We start from the raw sequence: 26853 nt of genomic DNA, 5'->3' as shown, positions 1-26853 counted from the left end.
ATTTTTAATATAAAGCTTAATCAAACATCAATTATAACTTTATTTATTCCCTAGCATTAGTAAATTTAAAAAATAAAAAACCCGAAGTAAAAAATTATTAAAAAGTATTTCAAAATGTTATTACCTGCATTATAGCGCCCATGAAATGTTGCGCAAGTGTTTTTTTATTTTATTTAAGCAAAACTAAAAAATAAACAAAAAATAGTTTAATAACAATTAGATAAGCTTATTGCTGATAATAAAATCATCAAGGTGATATTTATAACAGCAATTACATATTTATATTTCATTATTTAAGGTGATTTAACATTGTTTTATTAATAACACTTATATTAATAAAATAAACTCGTTAATTTACTCTCTTTTTTATCCTTTCAATTCAGGTGAAATATATTAATTATTTTTTACCTTTTGTAAGCTAGGCTTTAGCTGGTTAACTATACATCTGTTTTGAATAGAGTGTATACATTTCTTATACTTCACTCTAATAATCAGTAAGTTCCACTGAAACCCACATTGCTCCCAGCCGAATCAATACCCTTAATTGGCGTATTTACTACTCTTACTCCCCTCATGAATAATCCCATACAATATAAATGGTTTATTTTCAATTAACCTTCTTCATTTCTTATTTGATAAGAATTTTATCTCGGCAGGATTTAAAATTACTCTAACTTAAATAAAATTTTAAGAAATACAGAATAAAATTGAACGTTTTATTTATGAAACTATAAGGATAAACAACAGTTTTTATCAGAAATATTGCAAAGATATGCAAGAAGCTTGGCGTGAAAAAAGTATTGATATGAAAATACGTTTTATCTCAAAACATCAGTGTCATGATGCCCACACGTGCTACTGAGATAAAACGCATGATTACGAGCCGCTATTTAGCGCTAGCGGCTGTTGCTTCCATCCCGACTAGGCCAATCTTGAGATATCCTGATTGACGTAATGCGTTCATCACATCCATCATCGTCTCATAATCTACGCTCTTGTCTGCTTGGAAAAAGATGGTAGTTTCTTTATTGGTATTCGTCGCTTGATCTAACGTTGAGCCCAATTGCTCTTTCGTAACTGCTTGTTCACCAATAAATAACTGACTATCTGACTTCACCGTTAAGAATACTGGCTTTTCAGGTCGAGGCTGAGGCTTCGCCGTGGAAGCAGGTAAATCAACTTTAATATCAACAGTAGCCAGTGGCGCTGCAACCATAAAGATAATCAGCAGAACCAACATAACATCGATAAACGGTGTTACGTTGATTTCATGCATTTCACCGCTATCGTCTTGTTCGTCACCTAAACGCATTGCCATAATGATTACCTTGCTTTGCTGTTTGCCAGATCGAGGTCACGCCCCAGTAACAACGCTGCCTGAGCCGCAACATCGCCCACTTGACCACGGTAGTTATTGATCATCCGAGCAAAAATATTGTAAATCACGACCGCAGGAATCGCCGCGATCAAACCAATTGCTGTGGCAAGTAGCGCTTCTGCAATTCCTGGAGCAACAACCGCTAAGTTTGTCGTTTGAGAATGGGCGATACCGATAAAGCTGTTCATGATCCCCCACACTGTACCGAACAGACCCACAAATGGAGAAATCGCACCGATTGTCGCTAAATAACCATTACCACGCCCCATATAGCGACTGATTGCCGCGACCGAGCGCTCTAAGCGAAAGGCAGTACGATCTTTGATTCCTGACAGATCTTGGCTACTCGCAGAAAGTGCTCTTTCTGTTGTCGCTTCCGCTAATAACATACGTGTAATACTGTTCGCTTTAAATCCATCAGCGATAGAAACCGCTTCATCAAGGGATTTTACTTCGGCGATTGCTTTGGCTTCGTCTTTTAAACGACGACGCGCAACTAAAATTTCGCTTCCCTTAGATAAGAATAATGCCCATGTGATCACTGATGCGAGTAACAGACCGATCATAACCGTTTTCACAACGACGTCTGCGTTCTGGTACATACCCCAAACAGATAAATCTTGGTCAAAACCACCGCCATGAGCTTCTGTAGCAATTTCCACGTTTTCAGTGACTGCGGTATTCGTAATGACAGTCTCAGTTGCTACCACTGGTGTAGACGCTGATTCAGGTGTGGAAGTCGTATTGACAGGGGTTGCTGTTGAACCTTGGCTTGCTACTGGTGTACTAGGAGTGGCAGCGGGTGTTGTTTCCGCGGATGCTGTGCCCATTAAGCCGATCGCCAATAGAATAGAAGCTGTTAATTTACGCATCAGTTGGCCTTTACTCTCTTATTTGTGTTGTATAAAAAAATTTATATCGATGATTGTGCCATTCATCGACTAACCATTAAAAGCGAAATTTGACTCGCGAATTCATCTCTTTTCGTCAAGATGTGCAGATAATATCAAACACAGCGCGAATTGATAGTAATTATCATTAGTATTCACAATTTTTTGTGACCTATCAACGTTGTCATTGATAGCGGTCACGCAATGCCATCATGATTTTGCTGGTTATAATGAAGAAAATTCAGCTAGCAACTTTTGTTCTTGCGTTAAGCAACTGAAATCATTTAACGTCAGGTGATAACTTAACCAATCATTTGGATTTTCTATCGGTAAATAAGGCATCGCTCAATGACAAAAATTAGACCCGAAACCCAGCTCGTACACCTTGGTAGAAACCCTACATTCACGCAAAAAGGGGTCAATCCCGTCATTCAACGTACCTCTTCCGTGATCTTTGACTCAGTAGAAGATAAAAAACATGCCGTACGTAACCGTGCTAATGGTGTTTTAATGTATGGTCGCCGAGGCACACAAACCCATTTTGCATTCCAAGAAGCCATGACTGAATTAGAGTGTGGTGCTGGCTGTGTCCTTTATCCTTCCGGAGCAGCGGCGATCACCAATGCCATCATGTCATTCATCAACGCAGGGGATCATATTCTCGTTACAGGCTCCGCATATGATCCGACCCAAAATTTTTGTGACAAAATTCTAACTGGTCTCAATGTCGAGACAAACTACTTTGACCCACTGATTGGTGACAAAATTGCCGATCTAATTCGCCCTAACACTAAAATCGTCTTTCTAGAGTCACCAGGGTCTATTACGATGGAGGTCCACGACCTTCCCGCCATTGTGAAAGCGGTTCGTCAGAAATCCCCTGAAATCATTATCATGATCGACAATACATGGGCTGCAGGCGTTTTACTCAAACCGCTTCTGTTTGATGTGGATATCTCGATTCAATCAGCGACTAAGTATATTAATGGGCATTCGGATGGCATGCTAGGATTGGCAGTTGCCAACCAGCGATGCATTGAAACATTGCGTGAAAACTCCTATCTATTGGGGCAAACCGCCGATCCAGATACCGTGTATATGGCTGGTCGAGGGCTTCACACCCTACCAACTCGCCTTAAACAACATGAAGCAAATAGCTTAACCGTCGCAAATTGGTTAGTAGAGCACCCATCCGTTGCTCACGTTTTTCATCCCGCGCTTCCAAGTCATCCGGGTCATGCCGTTTTTAAACGCGACTTTAGCGGCTGCAATGGATTGTTTTCATTCCAGTTAATATCCCGTTTATCACCTAAACAATTCAGTGATTTTCTCGATCATTTCAGTCATTTTAAAATGGGCTATTCATGGGGAGGATTTGAATCTCTGATTTTAGGTTATCAAACAGAAGATTTGCTCAATATGCGTCAATATGATTACCAACCAGATTCAGGGTCATTCTTCCGCCTACATGTTGGGTTAGAACATCCACAAGATCTTATCGATGATTTACAGCGTGCATTTGAACGTATTTAAGCGTCAACATTTCATCATGATTATTAGGCAGTTAATCACTGCCTTTTAATTAATTCCCTAAACAAATCAAACTAGGCTGAAATTTTTCCTGTAAGATAGACCCCAATGATTCGCTTTATGCAGATACAGGAACGGTTATGGAAGTCATACGCGAAATCGTACTGGCACTTTGGCAACACGATTTTATGAAGCTCTCCAACCCAGAGGTGCTTTGGGTTATTTACACCATTCTCTTCATGGTGATTGTCTTAGAAAATGGAGTGCTCCCCGCTGCATTTTTACCGGGTGATACCCTTTTACTGCTTTCTGGCGCGTTGATCGCTAAAGGCGTTTTACACTTTATCCCCACTATTTTGCTATTAGCAACTGCCGCCAGCTTAGGGTGTTGGCTTGGATTTATTCAAGGTCGCTGGCTAAGCGAAACCAAAGTTGTTAAACGCTGGCTTTCTCAACTCCCTGAGGAATATCATAAAAAAGCCAATGATATGTTTAACCGCCAAGGCTTATATGCCCTCCTCATTGGGCGTTTTCTGGCATTCGTCAGAACGCTGTTACCACTGTTAGCGGGATTATCCGACCTTAGTCACCGCCGTTTTCAGTTATTTAACTGGCTTAGCGGATTATTGTGGGTCGGTATTATTGTGACTTTGGGTTATGCAATTAATCAAATTCCCTTTGTCAAAGAACACGAACAAATCGTCATTACCGCTCTGATGATCATCCCTGTTATCCTGTTGGTCAGCGGCTTAATTGGTTCCATTATCGTTTACTGGAAACACCGTAAGGCCCTAAAAGGCAGTAAAGAAAGCCAATAGTAAATCTATAAAATATAGCGACCAGTGTAGGCCTAACTACTTGGTCGCCTTAGTAAACCTACATATTCACCTCCACTAAATACCTAATAAGGTAGGCGCATTTTATTACCTTGGAGTCACCATGTCATACGAGACCACACACGCATCAGAGTATGAAATCAACGTTTATCTTGTAAACTCATTTACCCGTGATAACACAGGTGGTAATCCCGCAGGAGTCATACTCAACCCGCCAGAACTCAGCGATACACAGAAAATAGAGATTGCTCGACAAGTAGGATTTTCCGAAACGGCTTTTGTCTATACCGGTGAAAGTGCAGGTGAAGAAACGGATTATAAAGTGGATTTCTTTACCCCTGAAAGTGAAGTCGACTTTTGTGGACATGCAACATTGGCTGTCTTTTTTACCCTATTTTCATTGAACCAGTTAGGCGCTGGCACCTACTCCCAAAAAACCAAAGCAGGTATTTTAAATGTTACGGTCAGTGCTGATGGCGTTATTATGGAGCAAGCACTCCCCATTACCCGCCAAGGACCCGATGTGAATGCCGTTGCTGCTGCATTAGGTATTCCAACCGAAACAATCACGAAAACGGGTTTGCCTATTGAAATTATCTCCACTGGATTACCTGATATTTTAGTTCCAGTGCAACCCAGTCAATTAGATAACTTAAAACCCAATTATGATGCTATCGCACAACTGAGCCGTGAATTCGATTCGATTGGTTTTCATGTGTTTGAGTTGAGCCAAGAGCTACCTTTCACCGCTCATTGTCGGAATTTCGCACCGCTGTATGGTATTAATGAAGAGTCCGCAACAGGCAGTGCTAGCGGTGCATTAGGGTGCTATTTGGTCAAGCATGTTTTCCCTACTGAAAATCATTTTTTGTTAGAGCAAGGGCGGGCAATGGGATGCTCCTCGCAAATTCAAGTGGAAATTTCTCATCAAGATCAGGCTATCAGCCGAGTTTGTGTGGGTGGACAAGCCGCAACAATCGGTATCCAAACCGTCCATTTTTAGTCCCCCTAAAAACTGAAAAGTCGCAACGTGTTTTGCCCGCGGTCTTTTGCTGTGACTATTTTCCCTTTATTTCATTTTCAATAACTCATAAAAAAACCCCAGTGGCAATAACGCCGCTGGGGTTAATAATTATCGAATCAATAATTATTTGATTAACGCATGCATCTCTTGCACAGAAATCACTTTATCAGTTGGATCTGCGCTGAGTGATAATGCCGTCGCGAAGCCGCCGTTTAGGGTTGTATCATAGTGAACTTTATAACGTAGCGCGCTACCACGAATGAGTTTTGAATCTTCAATCGCTTGTCGACCTGCTGTTGTATTCACAATGTAGTTATACTCACCATTCTTAATGCGGTCTTGAATGTGCGGACGACCTTCGTGCACTTTGTTGACCAGACGAGGGTTAATACCCGCTTCTCCCAGAACAATCGCAGTTCCGTGAGTTGCGTCTAACTCAAAGCCGTGCTTCAGCAATTTGGCAGCTAAATCTACAACGCGAGTTTTATCACCTTCACGAACTGACAGTAGTGCGCGACCTGATTTTTTCATAGTTGAGTTGCTGCCTAACATCGCTTTAGCAAACGCTTCAGCAAATGTGCGTCCCACCCCCATCACTTCACCTGTTGAGCGCATTTCAGGTCCAAGAATTGGGTCAACACCTTGGAATTTGTTAAACGGCAGAACAACTTCTTTCACCGAGTAGTAAGGTGGAATAACTTCTTGAGTCACGCCTTGCTGGGTCAATGTTTGCCCCGCCATCACGCGCGCAGCAACTTTCGCTAACTGCACACCTGTTGCTTTCGAGACGAATGGTACCGTTCTTGCTGCACGTGGGTTTACTTCAATCAGGTAAACTTCGTTATTCTTCACCGCGAACTGGACGTTCATCAGACCGCGAACGCGCAGTTCAAATGCAAGGCTACGCACTTGCTCACGCATGACATCCTGAATTTCTTGGCTTAATGTATAAGCTGGCAGTGAACACGCGGAGTCACCAGAGTGAACACCCGCTTGCTCGATGTGCTCCATAATTCCGCCGATTAGCACCATTTCACCGTCGCAGATGGCATCCACGTCAACTTCAATTGCATCATCTAGGAAGCGGTCTAACAATACTGGCGCGTCGTTAGAAACACTGACTGCGGTTTGGAAGTAGCGACGCAGGTCGATTTCATCGTATACGATTTCCATTGCTCGACCACCCAGAACATAAGATGGACGCACCACCAGCGGGTAACCAATCCCCGCAGCTTTTTCGACGGCTTGTTCGATAGTCGCAACCGTCGCGTTTTGTGGCTGTTTCAGGTTTAAGCGGTTAACAGCTTGTTGGAAACGCTCACGGTCTTCTGCACGGTCAATCGCATCTGGACTAGTACCAATCACCGGTACACCTGCAGCTTCTAACGCACGCGCTAATTTCAGTGGTGTTTGACCACCGTACTGAACAATGACGCCTTTCGGCTGTTCAATGCGCACGATTTCCAGCACATCTTCCAGTGTGACAGGTTCAAAATAGAGGCGGTCTGAAGTATCGTAGTCCGTTGAAACGGTTTCTGGGTTACAGTTCACCATGATGGTTTCATAACCATCTTCACGCAGCGCTAATGACGCGTGTACACAGCAGTAGTCGAATTCGATACCTTGTCCGATACGGTTTGGACCGCCACCTAATACCATGATTTTTGGCTTGTCGCTGTTCGGGTTAGATTCGCATTCGTCTTCATAAGTGGAGTACATGTATGCAGTGTCGGTTGCAAACTCTGCCGCACAGGTATCTACACGCTTATAAACTGGGTGTAAATCATAACCTTGGCGTAATTTACGCAACTCCGCTTCAGAAACACCCACTAAGCTTGCCAGACGCGCATCCGCAAAACCTTTACGCTTCAGGTGGCGTAAGAAATCTTTCGTCAGACCATTGATACCTAATTCTGCCACTTCGTTTTCTAAACGCACCAGCTCTTCAATTTGCACTAAGAACCAGCGGTCGATATTGGTCAGGTTGAAGATACCATCGATAGATAGGCCTGCGCGGAATGCATCAGCGATGTACCAAATACGGTCAGAGCCCGCATCTTTCAATTCTCGACGAATACGAGTTAACGATTCTGGGTCGTCCTGGCTCACTTTCGGGTCAAAGCCTGTTGCGCCCACTTCCAGACCACGCAGTGCTTTTTGCATAGATTCTTGGAATGTGCGACCGATAGCCATCACCTCACCCACTGATTTCATTTGGGTGGTCAAACGGTCGTTGCTACCTGCGAATTTTTCGAAGTTAAAGCGTGGAATTTTGGTCACAACGTAGTCGATGGACGGTTCAAATGACGCCGGTGTGCGACCACCTGTAATGTCATTCATCAATTCATCAAGGGTGTAACCTACCGCAAGTTTTGCGGCAATTTTTGCAATTGGAAAGCCGGTTGCTTTTGACGCGAGTGCGGATGAACGAGAAACGCGTGGGTTCATTTCGATAACGATTAAACGACCGTCTTTAGGGTTAACAGCGAACTGAACGTTAGAGCCCCCCGTTTCAACACCGATTTCACGCAATACTGCCATCGAGGCGTCACGCATGATTTGGTATTCTTTATCGGTCAGTGTTTGTGCAGGAGCCACAGTGATGGAATCACCTGTGTGGATCCCCATTGCATCAAAGTTTTCAATCGAGCAGACGATAATACAGTTATCTTTCTTATCGCGTACGACTTCCATTTCATACTCTTTCCAGCCAATTAACGACTCATCAATTAAGAGTTCGTTAGTTGGGGATAAATCTAAGCCACGAGTACAGATTTCTTCAAATTCTTCACGGTTATATGCGATACCACCACCAGACCCACCCATGGTGAATGATGGACGGATAATGCATGGGAAGCCGACATCATCAGCAACTGCATTCGCTTCTTCCATCGTATGGGCGATACCTGAACGAGCAGTACCTAAACCAATTTTTTTCATCGCTTTATCAAAGCGCTGGCGATCTTCTGCCTTATCAATTGCATCCGCAGTTGCACCAATCATGGTCACGCCAAATTCAGCGAGTACGCCTTGACGCTCAAGCTCTAGAGCACAGTTCAGCGCGGTTTGCCCACCCATGGTTGGTAATACTGCATCTGGGCGCTCTTTTTCAATAATTTTGCGGACCACTTCCCAGTGAATTGGCTCGATATATGTCGCATCAGCCATCTCTGGGTCGGTCATGATTGTCGCTGGGTTAGAGTTCACCAGAATAACGCGGTAGCCTTCTTCTCTTAGCGCTTTACACGCTTGTGCACCTGAATAGTCAAACTCACATGCTTGTCCGATAACAATCGGGCCCGCTCCAAGAATCAGAATGCTTTTAATATCTGTACGTTTTGCCATTGTCTTGCTCCCGATTATTTTGCGTTTGAACGTGGTGTGTTTTGACGATATTCATTAATTAAGTCAATGAAGTGGTCAAAAAGACCGGCAGCATCATGAGGACCAGAACTGGCTTCTGGGTGACCTTGGAAACTGAATGCTGGTTTATCTGTGCGATGAATACCTTGTAAGGTGCCATCAAACAGAGATTTGTGTGTCACACGCAATGTGTCGGGTAATGTGGATTCATCAACCGCAAAACCGTGGTTTTGAGCCGTAATCATCACAACATCTTTATCTAAATCTTTGACTGGGTGGTTAGCACCGTGATGACCAAACTTCATTTTCACGGTATTGGCACCGCTCGCTAATGCTAACAGTTGGTGACCTAAGCAAATTCCAAAGACTGGAATATCGGTTTTCAAAAATTCTTGAATTGCGTTGATAGCATAGTCACAAGGTGCAGGGTCGCCAGGTCCGTTTGATAAGAAGATGCCATCTGGATTCATCGCTAAGACTGTTTCTGCTGGCGTTGTTGCAGGCACAACGGTTAATCGGCAGCCACGGTCAACCAACATACGTAGAATGTTGCGTTTCGCACCAAAGTCGTAAGCAACAACGTGTAATGGCAACTCGTCTTCTTTACTCGCAGCGGGTTGCCCTTCATCTAAGTTCCAAGAGCGTTGAGTCCAGCTGTAAATCTCTTTGGTGCAAACTTCTTTTGCTAAATCTAAACCATTTAAACCTGAGAAGCTGCGGGCTTTTTCTAAAGCCAGCGCCGCATCTGGGTTATCCCCTGCGATAATGCAGCCGTTTTGCGCACCTTTTTCTCTTAACAGGCGGGTTAATTTACGCGTGTCGATATCAGCGATAGCCACCACATTGTGGCGTTTTAGATATTCAGACAAGCCTTCCTGACCACGAAAGTTACTGTAGATTAATGGTAAGTCGCGAATGATAAGGCCTTGAGCGTGTACGTTAGGAGATTCTTCGTCATCAGCATTAGTGCCGACATTACCAATATGGGGATAAGTGAGAGTAACAATTTGGCGGGAATAGGAAGGGTCAGTAATTATTTCTTGATATCCGGTCATTGAAGTATTGAAAACGACTTCTCCAATAGCGGCCCCTTCAGCACCAATGGCGCGCCCGTGGAATTGGGTTCCGTCTTCCAGAACCAATATAGCTGAGTTAATCAAAACATCCTCCGGAGAATAATCAATCATATTTTTTGCATATTAATTCAGATTTTACGATCTAAATCAATGCCAAAATGAGTTTTTAAGCAAATTTTTGGCAAATTGCGCGCATTCTAATGATGGGATAGAGTCTTGTCTAGAAAAAAATGCATTTTTTTCACTTTTAGCTTACTTTTTTGCATTCTTACCTATTTTTTCTATAGAAGGCTAATGAAATAACTATTCATGGGTAAAAAAGCAAACGATTAATAGCGAAGAAAAGTGCAAAATGGATAATAGCGCAGACAATGGAGGATCTAAAGTGCAATTTTTAAGTAAAAAAGAGACAAAACAACACAAAGACAACAAAAAATAAGAGTTACAATTATATTACATAAATAGACACCAATAAATCAGAGACTTCAAATGAAGTCATCTGATTTTAAAGAAAAAATTATTTTACAAAAAACTACAAACCATCAAGATTAAGGACATCCTTCATATTGTATAGACCATCTTTCTTACCATTAACCCAAGATGATGCCCTTATCGCACCTTTAGCAAAGGTCATACGACTGGAAGCCTTGTGGCTTATTTCTACACGCTCGCCAATATCAGCAAACATTGCAGTATGCTCACCAACAATATCGCCAGCACGTACAGTAGCAAAACCAATCGTGCCCGGTTCACGCTCTCCGGTATAGCCTTCACGTGCATACACTGCGCACTCTTTCAGATCTTTGCCTAATGCATCCGCGATAGATTCACCCATCGCCAGCGCAGTACCTGAAGGTGCATCGACTTTATGACGATGATGAGCTTCAATAATTTCAATATCGGTGTAATCTCCCATCACTTTCGCCGCTTTTCCCAGTAATTTCAGCACCAGATTCACACCAACGCTAAAGTTAGCAGCGAAGACAATTGGGATAGATTTTGCGGCTTCAGCAATAGCCAATTTTCCTTGTTCATCAAACCCTGTGGTTCCAATGACCATGCCTTTTTGGTGAGATTGACAGAATGCTAAGTATTGCAAGGTGCCTTCAGGGCGAGTGAAATCAATCAGTACATCAAAATCATTAACGACAGAATCTAAGTGACCAACGACTTTCACTCCAATTTGCCCAATTCCCGCCAGTTCACCCGCATCGATGCCAATAAGTGAAGAGCCTTCTCGCTCAATAGCTGCGCCAAGTTGAATTCCGTCTTGTTCTTGTGCTGCTTGAATTAATTGGCGCCCCATGCGCCCACCCGCACCGACAATCGCAACGCGTACAGTTGAATCTGCCATTTTTGATCCTTTCGTAAATATTGAGGCGAAAACCAAAATAAAATCTTGGCTATACCTTAAAGAAACTTGAATCGGGACGCCAGCACTAATCTGGAGATATTAATAAAAGCGTAGAAAGAGGCGTGATTATCAGAAAAAATTGTATTGAGGGAGGAAAAATAAATAAAAATAGAAAATGATAGCCACTCATAAAGTCGCTATCATTATAATAAATTCAGTATGTTAGTTAATTTCTTTTACTTCAACGCGCAATTCTTTTGGGACTTCAAAAACGATGTTTTCTTCTCGTCCTTGTAACTCAACGACGGAATCTGCACCTAACTCTTTTAGTCTATCAATCACTTGGCGGACTAAAATATCGGGGGCTGAAGCTCCAGCGGTTAACCCAATAATACTCTTACCTTTTAACCACTCAGTTTGGATATCTTCCGCACCATCAATCAGAAACGCAGCTTTACCCATTCTCGACGCTAACTCAGCTAAGCGGTTTGAGTTAGATGAATTTTTTGAGCCAACAACCAGCACGATATCTGCTTTCTCAGCCAATTCACGCGCCGCTTCTTGACGGTTAGTCGTTGCATAACAAATATCATCTTTACGAGGACCCACAATATTTGGGAATCGACGAGTTAATGCATCAATCACATCAGACGTATCATCTACAGACAGCGTAGTCTGAGTCATAAAGCTCAGGTTATTTTCATCTTTGACCTGTAATTTCCATACATCTTCAGGGCTTTCAACAAGGTACATACCCCCTTCAGGGTTATTGTACTGCCCCATTGTGCCTTCCACTTCAGGATGCCCAGCATGACCAATTAAAATAGCTTCTTTGCCTTTACGGCTCGCTCTCGCCACTTCCATATGAACTTTGGTGACTAATGGGCAGGTTGCATCAAATAACATGGTTAAATCACGTGAGCGAGCCTCTTGACGGATCGCTTGTGAAACGCCATGGGCTGAGAAAATCAAAATAGAGCCGTCAGGAACCTCTGAGATTTCCTCAATAAAAATAGCGCCACGCTGGCGTAAATCATCAACCACATAGCGGTTATGCACCACTTCATGGCGGACATAGATTGGTGCGCCATAAATTTCTAAAGCACGCTCAACAATACTGATTGCACGGTCAACACCCGCACAAAATCCACGAGGATTAGCCATTAATATTTGCATGGTGACTCTCCAATTGTGGGTCTATTTCAAGAACTTCAATTTCAAAAGTGATTTGTTGCTCAGCAAGCGGGTGATTAAAATCAACAGTGATTGACTCACCCTCAATAGCTTTTACAACGCCTGGCATTTCGCTGCCATTCATTGCTGTAAACAGCATGATGGTACCAATTTCAGGGGTCCCCGTTTCCATAAAATCACGTAATGAAAAGTATTGCACTAAATCTGGATTATGCTTCCCAAATACCGTATCCCCCGCGAGTGAAAATGTTTTCTTTTCACCTTCAGATAACCCAATCAGTTGAGCTTCTAATTCCGGTGATAGCGAGTCATTTCCAAGGGCAAACAACGCAGGCTTTCCTTGTGCCTGAGAAGAATCCGCCGTTGAGCCATCTTCTAATTTCAGAGTGAAATTCAGTAAAACAGAACTCTGCGCCTGTATTTGAGTAGACATAACCTAAACCTGTTTTCCGTCATAAAGTTCAGCCCGGTGCTTACCGGGCTGAAGTTATTTGTATGCAATATAGGGCTTTATTTACCTATCGTGCTATCTGTTCTATTTGGCATCTTGCTGTTTGGGTTTATCTGGCAAAAAGCCTTCAAAAATCACCAATGCCGCACCAATACAAATCGCCATGTCAGCCAAATTAAAGGTTGGCCAATGCCAGTTACCAACATAAAAATCGATGTAGTCAACCACAAAGCCATGTACTAATCGGTCAAATAAGTTACCGATCGCACCACCAATAATTAATGCATAAGCAATATTACTCAGGCGTTTCTTCACACTTTGGCGATACATCATCACCATGAGAATAATAGAGATGGCGATAGCTATGCCAGCAAAGAACCAGCGCTGCCAGCCGCCTTTATCCGCCAGAAAACTAAATGCCGCACCAAAGTTTTGGGCGTACATAATGTTAAAGTACGGAATTACAGGATGTGGTTCGTACAGAGTCAGCTCTTTTAAGACCAATTGCTTAATAGCTAAATCCGCGACGATAATCACAACCGTTAGCCACAGCCAACGCAAACCAGTAGAACAAATAGGTGTCTTCATTAAGCAAACTTACGTAATTCACCGTTTCCGGCTACGTTAGTCACACAGCGACCACAGATTTCAGGTTGTTCTGCCACTGCACCAATATCACTTGCGTAATGCCAGCAACGAGGACATTTTTCCCCAGCCGCTTTACTGAAGGTAATTTTCAGGCCTTTCAGCTCACTGTCTTTTGCATCTTCAGGAGCAGTAGCAATATCCGCTACACTTGCTTGAGATGTTAACAGTGCGAAGCGGAGTTCATCACCTAAGCTATTCAGCTTAGCCGCTAATGCGCTATCAGCATATAAAGTTACTGATGCTTCCAGTGAACCACCAATCAGCTTGTCGGTACGCGCTTGTTCTAATACTTTATTGACTTCGCCACGTACGGCTAACAAATCTGCCCAGAAGTTATCATTCATCGCTTCAGATGAATCTAAGCCAAATAAACCGTTGTACCACTCTTCTGTCAGAACAAACTGAGCACGCTCACCCGGTAACTCGTTCCAGATTTCATCAGACGTGAAGGACAGTACTGGTGCAATCCAGCGAACCAAGGCTTCCACAATATGGAACAGCGCAGTTTGGCAACTACGGCGCGCAAGGCTATCACTTTTCGCGGTATACTGGCGGTCTTTGATAATATCCAGATAGAATGAACCCATCTCGATAGAGCAGAAATGCATTAAGCGTTGAATAACACCTAAGAAATCATACTCATCGTACGCTTTTGTAATCTCTTTTTGTGCTTCTAATGCACGACCAACCGCCCAGCGGTCTAACACCACCATATCTTCGGGTTTCACCATATCTGTTTCTGGATTGAAACCATTTAAGTTCGCCAGTAAGAAGCGAGCGGTGTTACGAATACGACGATAAGAATCTGCTGCACGTTTTAAAATTTCATCAGAGACCGCGATTTCACCCGTGTAGTCTGTTGATGCAACCCAAAGACGCAGAATATCAGCACCGAGCTTGTTCATTACATCTTGTGGGCTAACTGTATTACCTAACGATTTAGACATCTTACGACCTTGACCATCAACGGTGAAACCGTGAGTCAATACTTGGCGATAAGGTGCTTTACCTTTCATCGAGGTAGACAGCATCAGAGAAGACATGAACCAACCACGATGTTGGTCAGAACCTTCCAAATACATATCCGCAGAGTTACCGTGGAATTCAGGGCGAGCATCAACCACGGCAAAGTGGGTCGATCCTGAATCAAACCAAACGTCTAAGGTGTCTGGAACTTTACGATAAGTGTCAGCATCAGCGCCTAGCAGATCAGCCGGATCTAAATCCCACCATGCTTGAATACCATCGACTTCAACACGTTTAGCGACTTCTTCCATCAACTCTAAGGTACGCGGATGCAGTTCTTCGGTGTCTTTATGCACGAATAACGACATTGGAGTACCCCAAGTACGTTGACGCGAAATACACCAGTCAGGACGATTTTCGACCATTGATTCGATACGTGCACGACCCCAACCTGGGATCCACTGAACAATGTCGATCTCTTTCAGAGATTGTTCACGCAGACCATTTTTATCCATGCCGATAAACCATTGTGGTGTCGCACGGAAAATAACAGGGGTCTTATGACGCCAGCAACATGGATAGCTGTGAGAAATCGCTTTTTTGTACATCAGCAAGCCTTTCTCGTTCAGGATTTCCAGTACCACATCGTTAGCTTTAAAAATAAATAAGCCATCTAAGCTAGGGTAAGTATTTGGTAAGAAGCAGCCATCTGGACCGACTGGGTTCGCGGTTTCTAAGCCATATTTTTGACCCACAACATAGTCTTCAGGACCATGACCGGGTGCTGTATGGACTGCACCAGTACCGGCATCCAGAGTCACGTGGTCACCTAAAATTGCAGGAACATCGAAGCCCATAAATGGATGTTCAAATCGCAGCAACTCGAGTGCACTGCCGTCACATTCACCTAATACCGTCCATGACTCAATGCCTACCGTTTTCATGACATCGTCGACTAGATCAGTTGCCAGAATAACTAAATCGCCATTCGCGTCTACTAATGAATATTTGAATTCCGGATTCAGAGAAATCGCACGGTTAGCTGGCAATGTCCAAGGTGTAGTCGTCCAGATCACTAAAGATGGGACTTTGTCGCTGGACACACCAAATTTTTCGCAAACAGCTTTGCTATCTACCGCTGGGAAGCGAACGTAGATAGATGGGGAAGTTTTATCGTAATATTCAACTTCAGCTTCAGCCAATGAAGAACCACACGCTGTACACCAATGAACAGGCTTAGCACCCTTCACTAAGTGACCATTCGCGATAGTTTTTGCCAGAGCTCGGATGATGTTCGCTTCGGTTTTAAAATCCATTGTCAGATAAGGTTTGTCCCACTCACCTAACACACCTAAACGCATAAAATCAGCTTTTTGCCCTTCAATTTGCTCTTTAGCATATTCACGGCATTTTGCACGAAATTCAGCGGCGGAAACTTTTTCCCCTGGTTTACCTACAATTTGTTCAACTTTGTGTTCAATAGGTAAGCCGTGGCAGTCCCAACCAGGGATGTATGGGGAATCAAAGCCCGCCAACCCTTTGGATTTAATAATAATATCTTTGAGAATTTTGTTTACTGAGTGACCAATATGAATACTACCGTTAGCATACGGAGGACCATCGTGCAGAATAAACGTTTTCTTGCCCGATTTTGCTTTACGGATTGCTTGATACAAACCTTCTTTGTACCAGCGTTCTAACATCTGTGGTTCGCGTTTAGCGAGATCGCCACGCATTGGGAACCCTGTTTCTGGTAGATTCAGGGTATTTTTATAGTCACTCATCGATTCTCAGTTCCAATTTTCCGCTAAATTATCTGATTCCAATTGCAGCGAGGTATTCTCTTGCTGCAACTACATCATTAGCAATTTGCTCCTTCAGCGCGTCCAACGAAGCAAACCGCTGTTCATCACGTAACTTTTTACGCAACACAACATCAATATGACGCCCATATAAATCCATATGTGCATCAATCAGATGGACTTCTAACTGGGTACCTTTTCCAGATACCGTTGGGCGTGTACCAATATTTGCCACACCCGGCACAGGCTTATCACCCAAGCCATGAACTTCTACAGCATACACACCTGTAACAGGCGTGACTAAACGTTTTAACGGTAGGTTTGCCGTCGGAAAACCTATTGTTCGACCTAACTGATTACCATGAACCACTCGCCCGCTGATACGGTAAGTGTGCCCGAGTAAATTTTCAGCTAATGGCAGATCATTGTTTTGAATCGCTTTACGGATTGCTGTGCTGCTGACACGCACACCTGAATCACAAAAGCTTTCCGTGTCGGCAACTTCAAAACCAAACTTTTGACCCGCTTGCTGTAAAAAAGCAAAATCTCCCATGCGATTTTTTCCAAATCGGAAATCATCACCAATGGCGAGATATTTCACACCGAGTTTATCGACCAACAAGTCAGATACAAAAGCATCAGGTGTTAATGAGGCAAAATGCTGGTTAAATTCCACACATAACAGATAATCGACCCCGCTATCTGCAAGGTACTTCACTTTATCTCTTAGGCGTGTCAAACGCGCAGGCGCCTTGTCACCCGTAAAAAACTCAAGGGGCTGTGGTTCAAAAATCATCACAACAGTTGGTAAACCTAACTGCTTACCCTTAAGCTTCAAATTTTGAAGTAACACTTGGTGCCCACGATGAACACCATCAAAATTACCAATAGTCAGTACGCAACCATGATGGTACGACCGGATATTTTGTATACCGCGAATTAGCTCCATAACTGGCTCAATACCGAGGAAATTGCAGGATTATACCTTGTACGACGCATAAGGTTAACCTAAGTTCGTAAAAGCTTTCATTAAACCCTATTTTTTTGATCTCTACACTATTTAATCCGATGATTTTACACTGCGAAGCATCTTTCTGCACGACACTGCGCCATTGAATCTCATCCTTGTGGGTAAACAAATCAAAAAAGTTTGGATAACCAATAGATTATCAATACAACAAATTTACTCGGAGATCTCTAAAAATATTTAATTTTTATAGTTTTCTTATCATCCATTTTGGATCGCAAACCAAACTGTATAAAAAACAACCTACTGGCAGCCAAATTTTCTCTTGATGAATGATGGATATCACTAAAATATTTTTTTCTGCAAAATGATTTAAAATATCTTCCATCAATTATGCTTTTTTTCACGCTCAGATCTGTATTCTTCTGATATTTACTGATAGAATCTTGCACCATTCACAACGCATTGGCATCGAAGTACACGATGTTTATTTGCACAAATCCATTGACAAATGAAGGGCGAAAGGGCATATTCCTTGACCTTTAAATTGTCCTCAATAGAATACATTTGGGAGTTGGACCTTGGCTAATATCAAATCAGCTAAGAAACGTGCCGTTCAATCAGAGAAACGTCGCCAGCACAACGCTAGCCGTCGCTCTATGGTACGTACTTTTATTAAGAAAGTTTACCTTGCTATCGCTGCAGGCGATAAAGAAGCTGCTCAGAAAGCATTCAATGACATGCAACCTATTGTTGATCGCCACGCTAGCAAAGGCCTGATCCACAAAAACAAAGCAGCACGTCATAAAGCTAACTTAGTTGCTCAAATCAAAGCAATGTAATTTCGCTTCTTGATTATTAAAAAAACCGGCTTAGGCCGGTTTTTTTGTCTGCAAAATTTATCGCTCTACACTTTCTGTTCTAAATTATTGAATGGCGCTGAGAATAACTCAGAAAAATCTTTGTTGCAGACCCGTTGCACTGCTGGATGTTGGATCATCCGTTCCGCAAAAATTACGTAATATTCTTCTTTAACGCTATCTAAACACCCAATCTCTTGCACTTCATCATCAGCAAAAATATCTTTTGCATACAAAGAAGGTGCCACAAAAATAGCATTGTGATACATCCCAAATGCTTTCATTAAAGCTGCATCATCAAATTCACCTAGCACTTCCACTTGCAGGTTTTTATTGCGAATCCATGTTAATAAATGACGACCTAACATAGAGCGACGCCCAGGAATTAATAACCGACGCTCCTCAAGACATTCAGGGAATGGTTTCTTCGGTACAGGCTGACGACAGAAAAAACTGACGCTGCATTCACCTAATTTTACGGAAAATAGCCCCTCTTGCTGTGAAGAATCCACCGGACAATCAGACAAAATCATATCCAGTTTATGTTGGCTTAATTGCTCTAATAACAATTCATGCGTAGATTCAAAACAGCGTAAATGAATTTGTTCATGTTCCACAACTGCCGTTTCTAGTACTCGACTTACCAAACGTTTCGATAATGCATCAGCCACACCCACATCAAATAGCAGATTTGATTCTCTGCTGTAGTTGACAATATCCAGCATTTCTTGGCTGAGCATGAACATTTTGTCTGCATAACGGAAAATAAGCTGTCCCAATTCCGAAGGAACTAATCCTCGACCTTGACGCTTAAATAATTTGCCACCTAAACGCTCTTCTAGCGCCTTAATTTGCCCAGTAATTGTTTGTGGAGTCAGGTAAAGAGCTTCAGCAGCCCCGACAACAGAGCCTTCCTTACAAACATGCCAGAAATAGTAAAGGTGGTTAAAATTAAGATGTGAAACCCGCATATCGATTCCTTTTGTATCGCCAATAATTATCGTAGTACATACTGACCATACGCTTTACCCGTACCCCGTAATCGGGAGTTATAAGTTAAAATACCCGCAGTATGCAACTCATACCGCGGGCATATCATAGAAGATTAACTCGAAAATTCTTACTAATAATTACGTCTATTATGTTTATTCTTCACTACTGAGTGCATTTTTTGGTTTCGGTAACACGACTCTTAACATAAAGTACCCAAGCACTGCTGCTGTTGTCGAACCGATTAAAATACCCAACCTAGAGTAGGTACTATACACCTCATCAAGTCCTTCAAAGGCAAGACCAGTGATAAAGATAGACATAGTAAAACCGATCCCACAAAGCACTGAAACCGCAAATACTTGCTTCAAGTTAATCGATGCTGGCAGTTTCGCCAACCCTACTTTTACTGAAATCCAGCTAAATAAGAAAATACCGACTGGTTTGCCTAATATTAACCCCGCCGCGACACCAAGTGGTAATGAACTCATTAACCCATCAAAAGTGACGCCATTGAGCTGTACCCCTGAGTTTGCAAACGCAAAAATTGGCAAAATTAAATAAACAACCCAAGGGTGTAGCACATGCTCCAACTCTTCTGAGGGTTTTGTATTGTTTGTGCCTCTTAATGGAATTAAGAAACCGACAATCACCCCAGCCAGCGTGGCATGAACTCCTGATTTTAAAATACAGACCCATAAAATAAGGCCGATCACTAAGTAAGCCGCTGTATTCTCTACTCGACGCCAGTTCATCATACAAAGAATCGCCACACACAACGCCGCTAAACTCAATGCGATGACAGACACTGAACTTGTGTAAAAGAAGGCGATAATCACAATAACACCCAGGTCATCAATGATAGCTAACGCCAACAAGAATACTTTCAGTTCCGTAGGAACTCGCTTACCCAGCAGCGCCATCACGCCTAACGCAAACGCGATATCTGTTGCGGCAGGGATAGCCCATCCTTGACGAGTAATATCATCTGCACCATTAAACGCTAGATAAACTAACGCGGGTGCAATCATTCCACCCACAGCAGCGATTGCTGGAAATATTGCTTTATCGCGCCCCGCGAGGGATCCTTCCAATAATTCACGCTTTACCTCTAAACCTACAACAAGGAAAAAGATCGCCATTAAAAAATCATTAATCCATAGAATCAGAGGTTTATCTAATCCAAATGAGGAAATTTTAATGGATACCGGAATATCTAAAAATTGCTGGTAAGCTCCCTGTAATGGCGTGTTAGCCATTATTAAAGCGACGATGGCAGCAATAATTAGGAGTAGCCCTCCTGCTGCTTCTAACTTTAAAAATTTACGAATAATTGCTGTCATATGAATAACCTCAAAAAATATTTTTGAATGTTAATATTATGATAATCATTAATTCGTAAAAAATCGTTTATTTATCCATTAATGATCGTAATTTCCGAGCATTTGATAATTGAGATCACAACGAATGATAATAAATCGTTAATTTAACTATAGGCAACTATTCTAAAAACCAACAATAAATTTATTAAGTTAAGCACTTTAAAAATTCAAATTTTTTAGAGACTAAGGAAAAATAATTGTTCTGGAAAGCCTAAAAAATCATTTATTTTTTGATTTTCGAAGCCCTTCGCAAAAATAAAAGCCCCTTTCCGCTATTCCTTGTGAGTCCCTTCATAAAAAAGCCACTTTGTGTGATACTCAGGCATCCCTTGGGCAATCATTATTTCTCTATATTATGTCTCTATACGTTCTGCTTTCTGTGGTGTTTGCCGCGTTTTGTCATGCCAGTTGGAACGCTCTCGTTAAATTTGGTAATGACCGTTTCTTCGGTCTAGTGATGATTGCCGTTTTTTCAGGTATTTTAACCATTCCCGCGCTATTTTGGTTTGGGCTCCCGACACCTGAAGCGGTGCCATGGTTAATTTTGTCGGTATTCTTTCATATCGGTTATATCTACTTTCTCAGCCAAGCATACAACCATGGCGATCTCAGCCAGATTTACCCTATTTCTCGGGGTTCTGCTCCGTTAATTACTGCGTTATTAAGTATTGTTTTATTTAATGAATCCCTACCATTCATGAGTTTTGTTGGAATTATATTTATCATTTCAGGGGTGATCGCCATCGCTTTTGCAGGGCGAAAATTTTCATTGAATATCAAAGGAAAGGCTCTAATTTTTGCATTATCCACCGCCTTTTTTACTGCCTGCTATACCCTCTCTGATGGATATGGTTCAAGAGCCAGCCAAGATCCGATTGTCTATACCTTATGGCTATTCTTACTTAATGGCGCAGTACTCGCGCTCCCCGGAGTAATGAAATATAAAAGTTCACTCCTACACGGATTTCAACAATATTGGCGTTCGGGATTACTCGGTGGGTTAATGCAACTAATTAGTTATGGCATCGCAATCTGGGCTATGAGCCAAGCGCCTATCGTTATTGTTGCTGCCATCCGTGAAACCAGCGTTCTCTTCGCTATGTTTCTCTCAATTGTATTTCTCAAGGAAAAATTTAATGCCATGCGAGTACTTGCTTGTATTGTCATTTTACTTGGGGTGTTACTTGCAAAACTATCCAGTTAAGATAGTGATGTTATTAATGTGTTTTTCACATCCTATTTTCAATACCAATAATATTTAGCGTTAATTTTTCATTTAGTCATGAGGTAAAAATGACCTTACTCCGATCTTTAGTTGCCATGTCAATGATAGCGGCGCCAATAGCGGCACTTGCCGCCACGCCAGCGGATTTAATGATTGTTGATGGAACCATTTTGACGATGGATGCCCACAATAAAGTGATTGAAAATGGCACTGTCGTTATTGATAAAAACAAAATTGTGGCGGTGGGTGGTCCTGAACTCACCAAGCAATATACTGCCAAAAAACAACTTAATGTTGATGGTGATATTGTCATGCCAGGATTAATCAATACCCACACTCATGCATCAATGACAGTATTTCGCTCCCTTGCTGATGATGTACCAGATCGATTACACCGCTACATTTTTCCATTAGAAAGTAAGATGGTTTCCCGAGAAATGGTGCGGGTAGGCGCTAACTTAGCCAATGTCGAGATGCTAAAAGGGGGCGTTACCACATACGTAGATATGTACTATTTTGAAGATGAAGTAGCAAAAACTGTCGATAAAATTGGTATGCGTGCAATCCTTGGTGAATCTGTTATTAAATTCCCAGTTGCTGATGCCCAAAATGCGGATGAAGGCATCGCCTATGCAGTGAATTTTATCAATCAATACAAAGATCATCCTCGCATTACGCCAGCTTTTGCACCTCATGCCCCTTATACCAATACTACCGAGCATTTACAGAAAATTTCCAAACTTTCTCAAGAGCTTGATGTCCCCGTTATGATCCACTTAGCGGAAACCGACCGAGAACAAGAAGAAATTGCCAAACGTACTGGAGGCAAAAGCCCAGTGCAATACATGGCGGATATTGGTGCATTAAACAGTAAAGTGATCGCAGCTCATGCCATTATGGTCAATGACAGCGATATCGACCTCCTCAAGCAATACGATGTCGGAGTCGCGCATAATGTCAGCGCGAATACAAAATCAGCCAAGGGCGTTGCCCCTGTCACCGCCATGTTAGCGAAAGGGGTTCGCGTAGGCTTAGGAACTGATGGCCCTATGTCGAGCAATACCTTAACAACCATGAATGAACTTAATTTAGTCGGTAAAATTCATAAGCTTGAGAATAAAGATAGAGCTGCGATGCCACCGATAACCGTGGTTGAACTAGCGACTAAAGGCTCCGCGAAAGCGATTCATATGGAAGATAAATTAGGGTCTCTTGAAGCAGGGAAGTTGGCGGATATCATTGTTGTTGATACTAAATCACCTAATATGGTACCGATGTACAGCCCTTATGCCGCTCTCGTTTATGGTGCTAATGCATCCAATGTACGTCATTCTATCGTTGATGGAAGCCTACTAATGGAAGATCGTAAAGTGCTCACAGTAGATGAAAGTGCCATTGTGAAAGAAGCTCTGCAATTTGCGGATCAAGTTCGAAAAACCGTCATTGATAGTGGCGAAGTCGTCAAATAAAAAAATGGCTGATTCAGTATTTCACTGGATCAGCCATTATTTTTTACTGAGAGATCAAACCATTATTTGTTGGTGAGATCATCAAAGAATTTCTTCACGCCATCTAAAAAACGTTTTGAACGTGGGCTATTTTTTTCGCCTCCAGAGCCACCTAACGATTCACCAAACTCTCTAAGCAACTCTTTTTGTTTCTCATTCAGTTTCACTGGCGTTTCAACAACAATGTGACACATTAAGTCACCTTGCATTCCACCACGCACTGATTTCACGCCCTTACCTTTCATACGGAATGTTTTACCCGTTTGGGTTTCCGCAGGAATTTTCAGTTTAACGCGCCCATCAAGTGTTGGCACTTCGATTTCGCCACCCAGTGCTGCCGTTGCAAAGTTGATTGGTACTTCGCAATGTAAGTTATTACCATCACGCTCAAAAATATCGTGAGGTAAAACATGCATTTGAACGAATAAATCACCTGCTGGTGCGCCATTTGCTCCGGCTTCACCCTCACCTGATAAACGAACGCGGTCACCAGTATCAACCCCAGCAGGGATCTTAACGGATAAGGTTTTGTATTTCTCTACGCGACCTTGACCATGACATTTATTGCATGGGTCTTTGATAATTTTTCCGCGACCGTGACAGGTTGGACAAGCTTGTTGCACTGAGAAGAAACCTTGGCGCATATGGACTTGCCCCATACCATGACAGGTTTGGCAAGTTTCCGCACTCGTCCCCGGTTTCGCACCACTACCGTGGCACACATCACAACTTTCAAGTGTTGGGATACGGATCTCTTTGGTCACTCCACGGACTGCTTCTTCAAGAGTCAGTTCCATGTTGTATTGCAGATCAGAACCACGGCTTGGGCGCTGTTGGCGTCGACCTCCACCAAAAATGTCACCGAAGATGTCACCAAAAATATCACTATTGAAGTCGCCGCCACCAAAGCCGCCGAATCCACCGCCACCGCCGCCCATACCGCCTTGTTCAAACGCGGCATGACCATATTGATCATAAGCTGCACGTTTTTGCTCGTCGGATAGGACTTCGTAAGCTTCTTTTATCTCTTTAAATTTCTCTTCCGCTTCATCTTTTTTCTCCTGATTACGGTCAGGATGGTGCTTCATCGCTAAGCGCTTATACGCTCGCTTGATGTCTTTGTCTGAAGCATTTTTTTCGAGGCCTAAAACCTCATAAAAATCTCTTTTCGCCATTTATTTTTCCCTTAACATGCAGACACGGGCGCAGAGTTCCCTCAACGCCCGTGTCCGGTATCAGTCACTATGTCACATTCTTGCTATAGTCACTGCGCCCGCTAAGGGCCTTATTTTTTGTCTTTGTCGTTAACTTCTTCGAATTCAGCATCAACAACGTCGTCATCTTTCTTCGCTTCTGCACCTGCACCCGCAGCGCCCGCTTGAGCTTGTTGCTGTGCAATTTCCAGAAGTTTCGCAGATGCCGTTACCAGCACTTGGATTTTCGCTTCGATATCAGCTTTATCTTCACCTTTAGAAGCGACTTCTAATTCTGAAGTTGCTTTTTCGATGTTAGCTTTATCTTCTGCTGGTAATTTATCGCCCGCTTCTTCGATTTGTTTACGAGTACCGTGGATCAGTTGGTCAGCTTGGTTACGAACCTGTACTAACTCTTCAAATTTACGGTCTGCTTCAGCGTTTGCTTCCGCATCACGTACCATTTTTTCGATTTCTTCATCATTCAGACCAGAAGAAGCCTTAATGGTAATGTTTTGCTCACGACCGCTGTTTTTGTCTTTCGCAGAAACATGCAAGATACCATCCGCATCGATGTCAAAAGTCACTTCGATTTGTGGCATGCCGCGTGGTGCTGCTTGAATACCATCTAAATTAAACTGACCCAGTGATTTGTTATCACTTGCACGTTTACGTTCACCTTGCAGCACGTGAATAGTCACGGCAGCTTGGTTATCTTCAGCAGTTGAGAACACTTGGCTGTGTTTAGTTGGGATAGTGGTGTTTTTCGAAATTAACGAAGTCATCACGCCACCCATGGTTTCGATACCTAAAGACAGTGGTGTTACATCAAGTAACAGAACGTCTTTAACATCACCTGCTAATACACCACCTTGTACTGCTGCACCGATTGCAACGGCTTCATCTGGGTTCACATCTTTACGTGGTTCTTTACCGAAGAAATCAGCAACCACTTTTTGAACCATTGGCATACGAGTCTGACCACCAACTAAGATAACGTCGTTGATGTCACCTACGCTTAAGCCAGCGTCTTGCAGAGCAACTTTGACTGGCTCCATAGAACGTTTAACTAAATCTTCTACCAGTGACTCCAGTTTTGCACGAGTCACTTTGATGTTCATGTGTTTTGGACCAGTTGCATCCGCAGTGATGTATGGCAGGTTAACGTCAGTTTGTTGAGCGGAAGACAGCTCAATTTTTGCTTTTTCAGCAGATTCTTTCAGACGTTGCATTGCCAGCGGATCATTGCGCAGGTCAACACCTTGTTCTTTCTTAAACTCATCAACTAAGTAGTTGATTAAACGAGTATCGAAGTCTTCACCACCTAAGTGAGTATCACCGTTGGTTGCCAGAACTTCATAGGTTTTTTCGCCATCAACTTCATCGATTTCGATGATAGATAAGTCGAATGTACCACCACCTAAGTCATATACCGCGATAGTACGGTTGCCGACTTCTCTATCCAAACCGTACGCCAGCGCTGCTGCTGTTGGTTCGTTGATGATACGTTTTACGTCTAAACCAGCGATACGACCCGCATCTTTGGTTGCTTGACGCTGAGCATCGTTAAAGTATGCTGGTACAGTGATAACCGCTTCAGTTACTGGCTCACCCAGATAATCTTCCGCAGTTTTCTTCATTTTTTTCAAAACTTCAGCAGAGACTTGTGGTGGAGCCATTTTTTGGCCTTTCACATCTAACCACGCATCACCGTTATCAGCCGCAATAATTTTGTATGGCATGATAGACACGTCGCGCTGAACTTCTTCGTCTTGGAAACGACGACCGATCAAACGTTTGATCGCAAATAATGTGTTTTCTGGGTTAGTTACAGCCTGACGTTTTGCTGGCTGACCAACTAAAATTTCACCATCTTGTGTATACGCAATGATGGAAGGAGTAGTTCTATCACCTTCGCTGTTCTCAAGAACACGCGCAGTAGTGCCATCCATAATTGCAACGCATGAGTTAGTTGTACCTAAGTCGATACCAATAATTTTACCCATTTAAAACGCCTCCAAAGGAATTCTTTTCATTTAATTTCGATATCAATCTATATAAGGCTCAATATTTCATTTTCAAGGGAGTTTTTACTCCAACCTTAATTTTTTTTGCAACTCGCAATAATTTAGATTGATAACTGTTGATGTCTTAAAGATGGGGTCACAAATTCATTCATCAAGGGGGAAAACTAAAAAAATTTTACATTTAATGTA

Annotated in this window: 20 protein-coding genes; 6 read left to right on the top strand and 14 right to left on the bottom strand. The window is 42.6% G+C overall.

Annotated features, from left to right (window positions below; translation table 11 throughout):
- Positions 1 to 886: 886 nt before the first annotated feature.
- Both exbD and exbB read right to left on the bottom strand, forming a co-directional pair.
- The gene (gene exbD / locus PSF16_RS06235) at positions 887 to 1318 is read right to left on the bottom strand and encodes a TonB system transport protein ExbD (protein ID WP_006657163.1); all 432 of its coding nucleotides are present in this window, start codon (positions 1316 to 1318) and stop codon (positions 887 to 889) included.
- Between the two features lie 5 nt (positions 1319 to 1323).
- Positions 1324 to 2250, bottom strand: a complete 927-nt coding sequence (gene exbB / locus PSF16_RS06230; protein WP_006662806.1) for a tonB-system energizer ExbB — start codon at positions 2248 to 2250, stop codon at positions 1324 to 1326.
- A gap of 366 nt (positions 2251 to 2616) precedes the next feature.
- On the opposite strand from exbB, the gene metC reads away from it, so the two are divergent.
- The 3 genes from metC (at position 2617) to PSF16_RS06215 (ending at position 5637) form a co-directional block, all read left to right on the top strand.
- On the top strand, positions 2617 to 3801 hold the full coding sequence (gene metC / locus PSF16_RS06225) for a cystathionine beta-lyase (protein ID WP_006657160.1): 1185 nt from the start codon (positions 2617 to 2619) through the stop codon (positions 3799 to 3801).
- Positions 3802 to 3938: 137 nt separating this feature from the next.
- Positions 3939 to 4616 (top strand): DedA family protein, encoded by a 678-nt coding sequence (locus tag PSF16_RS06220; RefSeq protein WP_036963016.1) that lies wholly within the window; start codon positions 3939 to 3941, stop codon positions 4614 to 4616.
- 121 nt (positions 4617 to 4737) lie between these two features.
- Positions 4738 to 5637, top strand: a complete 900-nt coding sequence (locus PSF16_RS06215) for a PhzF family phenazine biosynthesis protein (protein WP_272688973.1) — start codon at positions 4738 to 4740, stop codon at positions 5635 to 5637.
- A 144-nt stretch (positions 5638 to 5781) separates the two neighbouring features.
- Here the strand turns inward: PSF16_RS06215 and carB are convergent, their stop codons facing one another.
- The 8 genes from carB to ribF all read right to left on the bottom strand — a co-directional run bounded on the left by carB (position 5782) and on the right by ribF (position 17461).
- Positions 5782 to 9003, bottom strand: a complete 3222-nt coding sequence (gene carB, locus PSF16_RS06210; RefSeq protein ID WP_006657157.1) for a carbamoyl-phosphate synthase large subunit — start codon at positions 9001 to 9003, stop codon at positions 5782 to 5784.
- A gap of 14 nt (positions 9004 to 9017) precedes the next feature.
- Positions 9018 to 10181 carry a glutamine-hydrolyzing carbamoyl-phosphate synthase small subunit gene (gene carA, locus PSF16_RS06205; protein ID WP_096759666.1) on the bottom strand — a complete coding sequence of 388 codons (1164 nt, stop codon included), beginning with the start codon at positions 10179 to 10181 and terminating at the stop codon, positions 9018 to 9020.
- A gap of 448 nt (positions 10182 to 10629) precedes the next feature.
- Positions 10630 to 11451: a 4-hydroxy-tetrahydrodipicolinate reductase gene (gene dapB, locus PSF16_RS06200; RefSeq protein ID WP_272688972.1), complete on the bottom strand. Its 822-nt coding sequence runs from the start codon at positions 11449 to 11451 to the stop codon at positions 10630 to 10632.
- Positions 11452 to 11673: 222 nt separating this feature from the next.
- Positions 11674 to 12627, bottom strand: coding sequence for a 4-hydroxy-3-methylbut-2-enyl diphosphate reductase (ispH, locus tag PSF16_RS06195; protein WP_006657154.1), 954 nt, complete (start codon positions 12625 to 12627; stop codon positions 11674 to 11676).
- Positions 12608 to 13078 carry an FKBP-type peptidyl-prolyl cis-trans isomerase gene (gene fkpB / locus PSF16_RS06190; RefSeq protein WP_006657153.1) on the bottom strand — a complete coding sequence of 157 codons (471 nt, stop codon included), beginning with the start codon at positions 13076 to 13078 and terminating at the stop codon, positions 12608 to 12610. Before fkpB ends, ispH begins: the two co-directional genes overlap by 20 nt.
- Positions 13079 to 13180: 102 nt before the next feature.
- On the bottom strand, positions 13181 to 13684 hold the full coding sequence (gene lspA / locus PSF16_RS06185; RefSeq protein WP_006657152.1) for a signal peptidase II: 504 nt from the start codon (positions 13682 to 13684) through the stop codon (positions 13181 to 13183).
- Positions 13684 to 16494, bottom strand: a complete 2811-nt coding sequence (gene ileS, locus PSF16_RS06180) for an isoleucine--tRNA ligase (protein WP_154631661.1) — start codon at positions 16492 to 16494, stop codon at positions 13684 to 13686. The genes lspA and ileS overlap by 1 nt, the downstream gene beginning before the upstream one ends.
- 28 nt (positions 16495 to 16522) lie before the next feature.
- On the bottom strand, positions 16523 to 17461 hold the full coding sequence (ribF, locus tag PSF16_RS06175; RefSeq protein ID WP_006657150.1) for a bifunctional riboflavin kinase/FAD synthetase: 939 nt from the start codon (positions 17459 to 17461) through the stop codon (positions 16523 to 16525).
- A gap of 599 nt (positions 17462 to 18060) precedes the next feature.
- Here ribF and rpsT point away from each other — a divergent pair.
- Complete coding sequence (rpsT, locus tag PSF16_RS06170) at positions 18061 to 18321, top strand: 30S ribosomal protein S20 (RefSeq protein WP_006662810.1); 261 nt, start codon at positions 18061 to 18063, stop codon at positions 18319 to 18321.
- 65 nt (positions 18322 to 18386) lie between these two features.
- Here rpsT and nhaR read toward each other — a convergent pair whose 3' ends face one another.
- On the bottom strand, positions 18387 to 19310 hold the full coding sequence (nhaR, locus tag PSF16_RS06165) for a transcriptional activator NhaR (protein ID WP_006657147.1): 924 nt from the start codon (positions 19308 to 19310) through the stop codon (positions 18387 to 18389).
- Positions 19311 to 19484: 174 nt separating this feature from the next.
- Entirely contained in the window at positions 19485 to 20672 is a 1188-nt protein-coding gene (gene nhaA, locus PSF16_RS06160) for a Na+/H+ antiporter NhaA (protein ID WP_006657146.1), read from the bottom strand.
- A 394-nt stretch (positions 20673 to 21066) separates the two neighbouring features.
- On the opposite strand from nhaA, the gene PSF16_RS06155 reads away from it, so the two are divergent.
- Positions 21067 to 21915 (top strand): EamA family transporter, encoded by an 849-nt coding sequence (locus PSF16_RS06155; RefSeq protein ID WP_272688974.1) that lies wholly within the window; start codon positions 21067 to 21069, stop codon positions 21913 to 21915.
- Positions 21916 to 22004: 89 nt separating this feature from the next.
- A complete protein-coding gene (locus tag PSF16_RS06150; protein WP_036963010.1) occupies positions 22005 to 23405 on the top strand; it encodes an amidohydrolase in 1401 nt (466 codons plus the stop codon).
- A gap of 62 nt (positions 23406 to 23467) precedes the next feature.
- On the opposite strand, the gene dnaJ is transcribed toward PSF16_RS06150, so the two are convergent.
- Together dnaJ and dnaK are read right to left on the bottom strand one after the other, a co-directional pair.
- Positions 23468 to 24619 carry a molecular chaperone DnaJ gene (dnaJ, locus tag PSF16_RS06145; protein ID WP_006662812.1) on the bottom strand — a complete coding sequence of 384 codons (1152 nt, stop codon included), beginning with the start codon at positions 24617 to 24619 and terminating at the stop codon, positions 23468 to 23470.
- A 110-nt stretch (positions 24620 to 24729) separates the two neighbouring features.
- Positions 24730 to 26643, bottom strand: a complete 1914-nt coding sequence (gene dnaK / locus PSF16_RS06140; RefSeq protein WP_272688971.1) for a molecular chaperone DnaK — start codon at positions 26641 to 26643, stop codon at positions 24730 to 24732.
- Positions 26644 to 26853: the final 210 nt, after the last annotated feature.

Origin of the sequence: Providencia sp. PROV033, assembly GCF_028484855.1 — a bacterium.
Lineage (GTDB): Bacteria > Pseudomonadota > Gammaproteobacteria > Enterobacterales > Enterobacteriaceae > Providencia > Providencia alcalifaciens.
Note: the sequence above shows the minus strand (reverse complement) of the source record. Positions and strands in the feature narration are given on the sequence as shown.

Excerpts from the sequence above, each read along its gene's own strand:
- dnaJ (WP_006662812.1), bottom strand. The coding sequence starts at position 24,619 with ATGGCGAAAAGAGATTTTTATGAGGTTTTAGGCCTCGAAAAAAATGCT.
- ribF (WP_006657150.1), bottom strand. The coding sequence starts at position 17,461 with ATGGAGCTAATTCGCGGTATACAAAATATCCGGTCGTACCATCATGGT.
- nhaR (WP_006657147.1), bottom strand. The coding sequence starts at position 19,310 with ATGCGGGTTTCACATCTTAATTTTAACCACCTTTACTATTTCTGGCAT.
- ispH (WP_006657154.1), bottom strand. The coding sequence starts at position 12,627 with ATGCAAATATTAATGGCTAATCCTCGTGGATTTTGTGCGGGTGTTGAC.
- lspA (WP_006657152.1), bottom strand. The coding sequence starts at position 13,684 with ATGAAGACACCTATTTGTTCTACTGGTTTGCGTTGGCTGTGGCTAACG.
- ileS (WP_154631661.1), bottom strand. The coding sequence starts at position 16,494 with ATGAGTGACTATAAAAATACCCTGAATCTACCAGAAACAGGGTTCCCA.
- carB (WP_006657157.1), bottom strand. The coding sequence starts at position 9,003 with ATGGCAAAACGTACAGATATTAAAAGCATTCTGATTCTTGGAGCGGGC.
- PSF16_RS06150 (WP_036963010.1), top strand. The coding sequence starts at position 22,005 with ATGACCTTACTCCGATCTTTAGTTGCCATGTCAATGATAGCGGCGCCA.
- exbD (WP_006657163.1), bottom strand. The coding sequence starts at position 1,318 with ATGGCAATGCGTTTAGGTGACGAACAAGACGATAGCGGTGAAATGCAT.
- PSF16_RS06155 (WP_272688974.1), top strand. The coding sequence starts at position 21,067 with ATGTCTCTATACGTTCTGCTTTCTGTGGTGTTTGCCGCGTTTTGTCAT.
- fkpB (WP_006657153.1), bottom strand. The coding sequence starts at position 13,078 with ATGTCTACTCAAATACAGGCGCAGAGTTCTGTTTTACTGAATTTCACT.
- PSF16_RS06220 (WP_036963016.1), top strand. The coding sequence starts at position 3,939 with ATGGAAGTCATACGCGAAATCGTACTGGCACTTTGGCAACACGATTTT.
- dapB (WP_272688972.1), bottom strand. The coding sequence starts at position 11,451 with ATGGCAGATTCAACTGTACGCGTTGCGATTGTCGGTGCGGGTGGGCGC.
- exbB (WP_006662806.1), bottom strand. The coding sequence starts at position 2,250 with ATGCGTAAATTAACAGCTTCTATTCTATTGGCGATCGGCTTAATGGGC.
- metC (WP_006657160.1), top strand. The coding sequence starts at position 2,617 with ATGACAAAAATTAGACCCGAAACCCAGCTCGTACACCTTGGTAGAAAC.
- PSF16_RS06215 (WP_272688973.1), top strand. The coding sequence starts at position 4,738 with ATGTCATACGAGACCACACACGCATCAGAGTATGAAATCAACGTTTAT.
- nhaA (WP_006657146.1), bottom strand. The coding sequence starts at position 20,672 with ATGACAGCAATTATTCGTAAATTTTTAAAGTTAGAAGCAGCAGGAGGG.
- dnaK (WP_272688971.1), bottom strand. The coding sequence starts at position 26,643 with ATGGGTAAAATTATTGGTATCGACTTAGGTACAACTAACTCATGCGTT.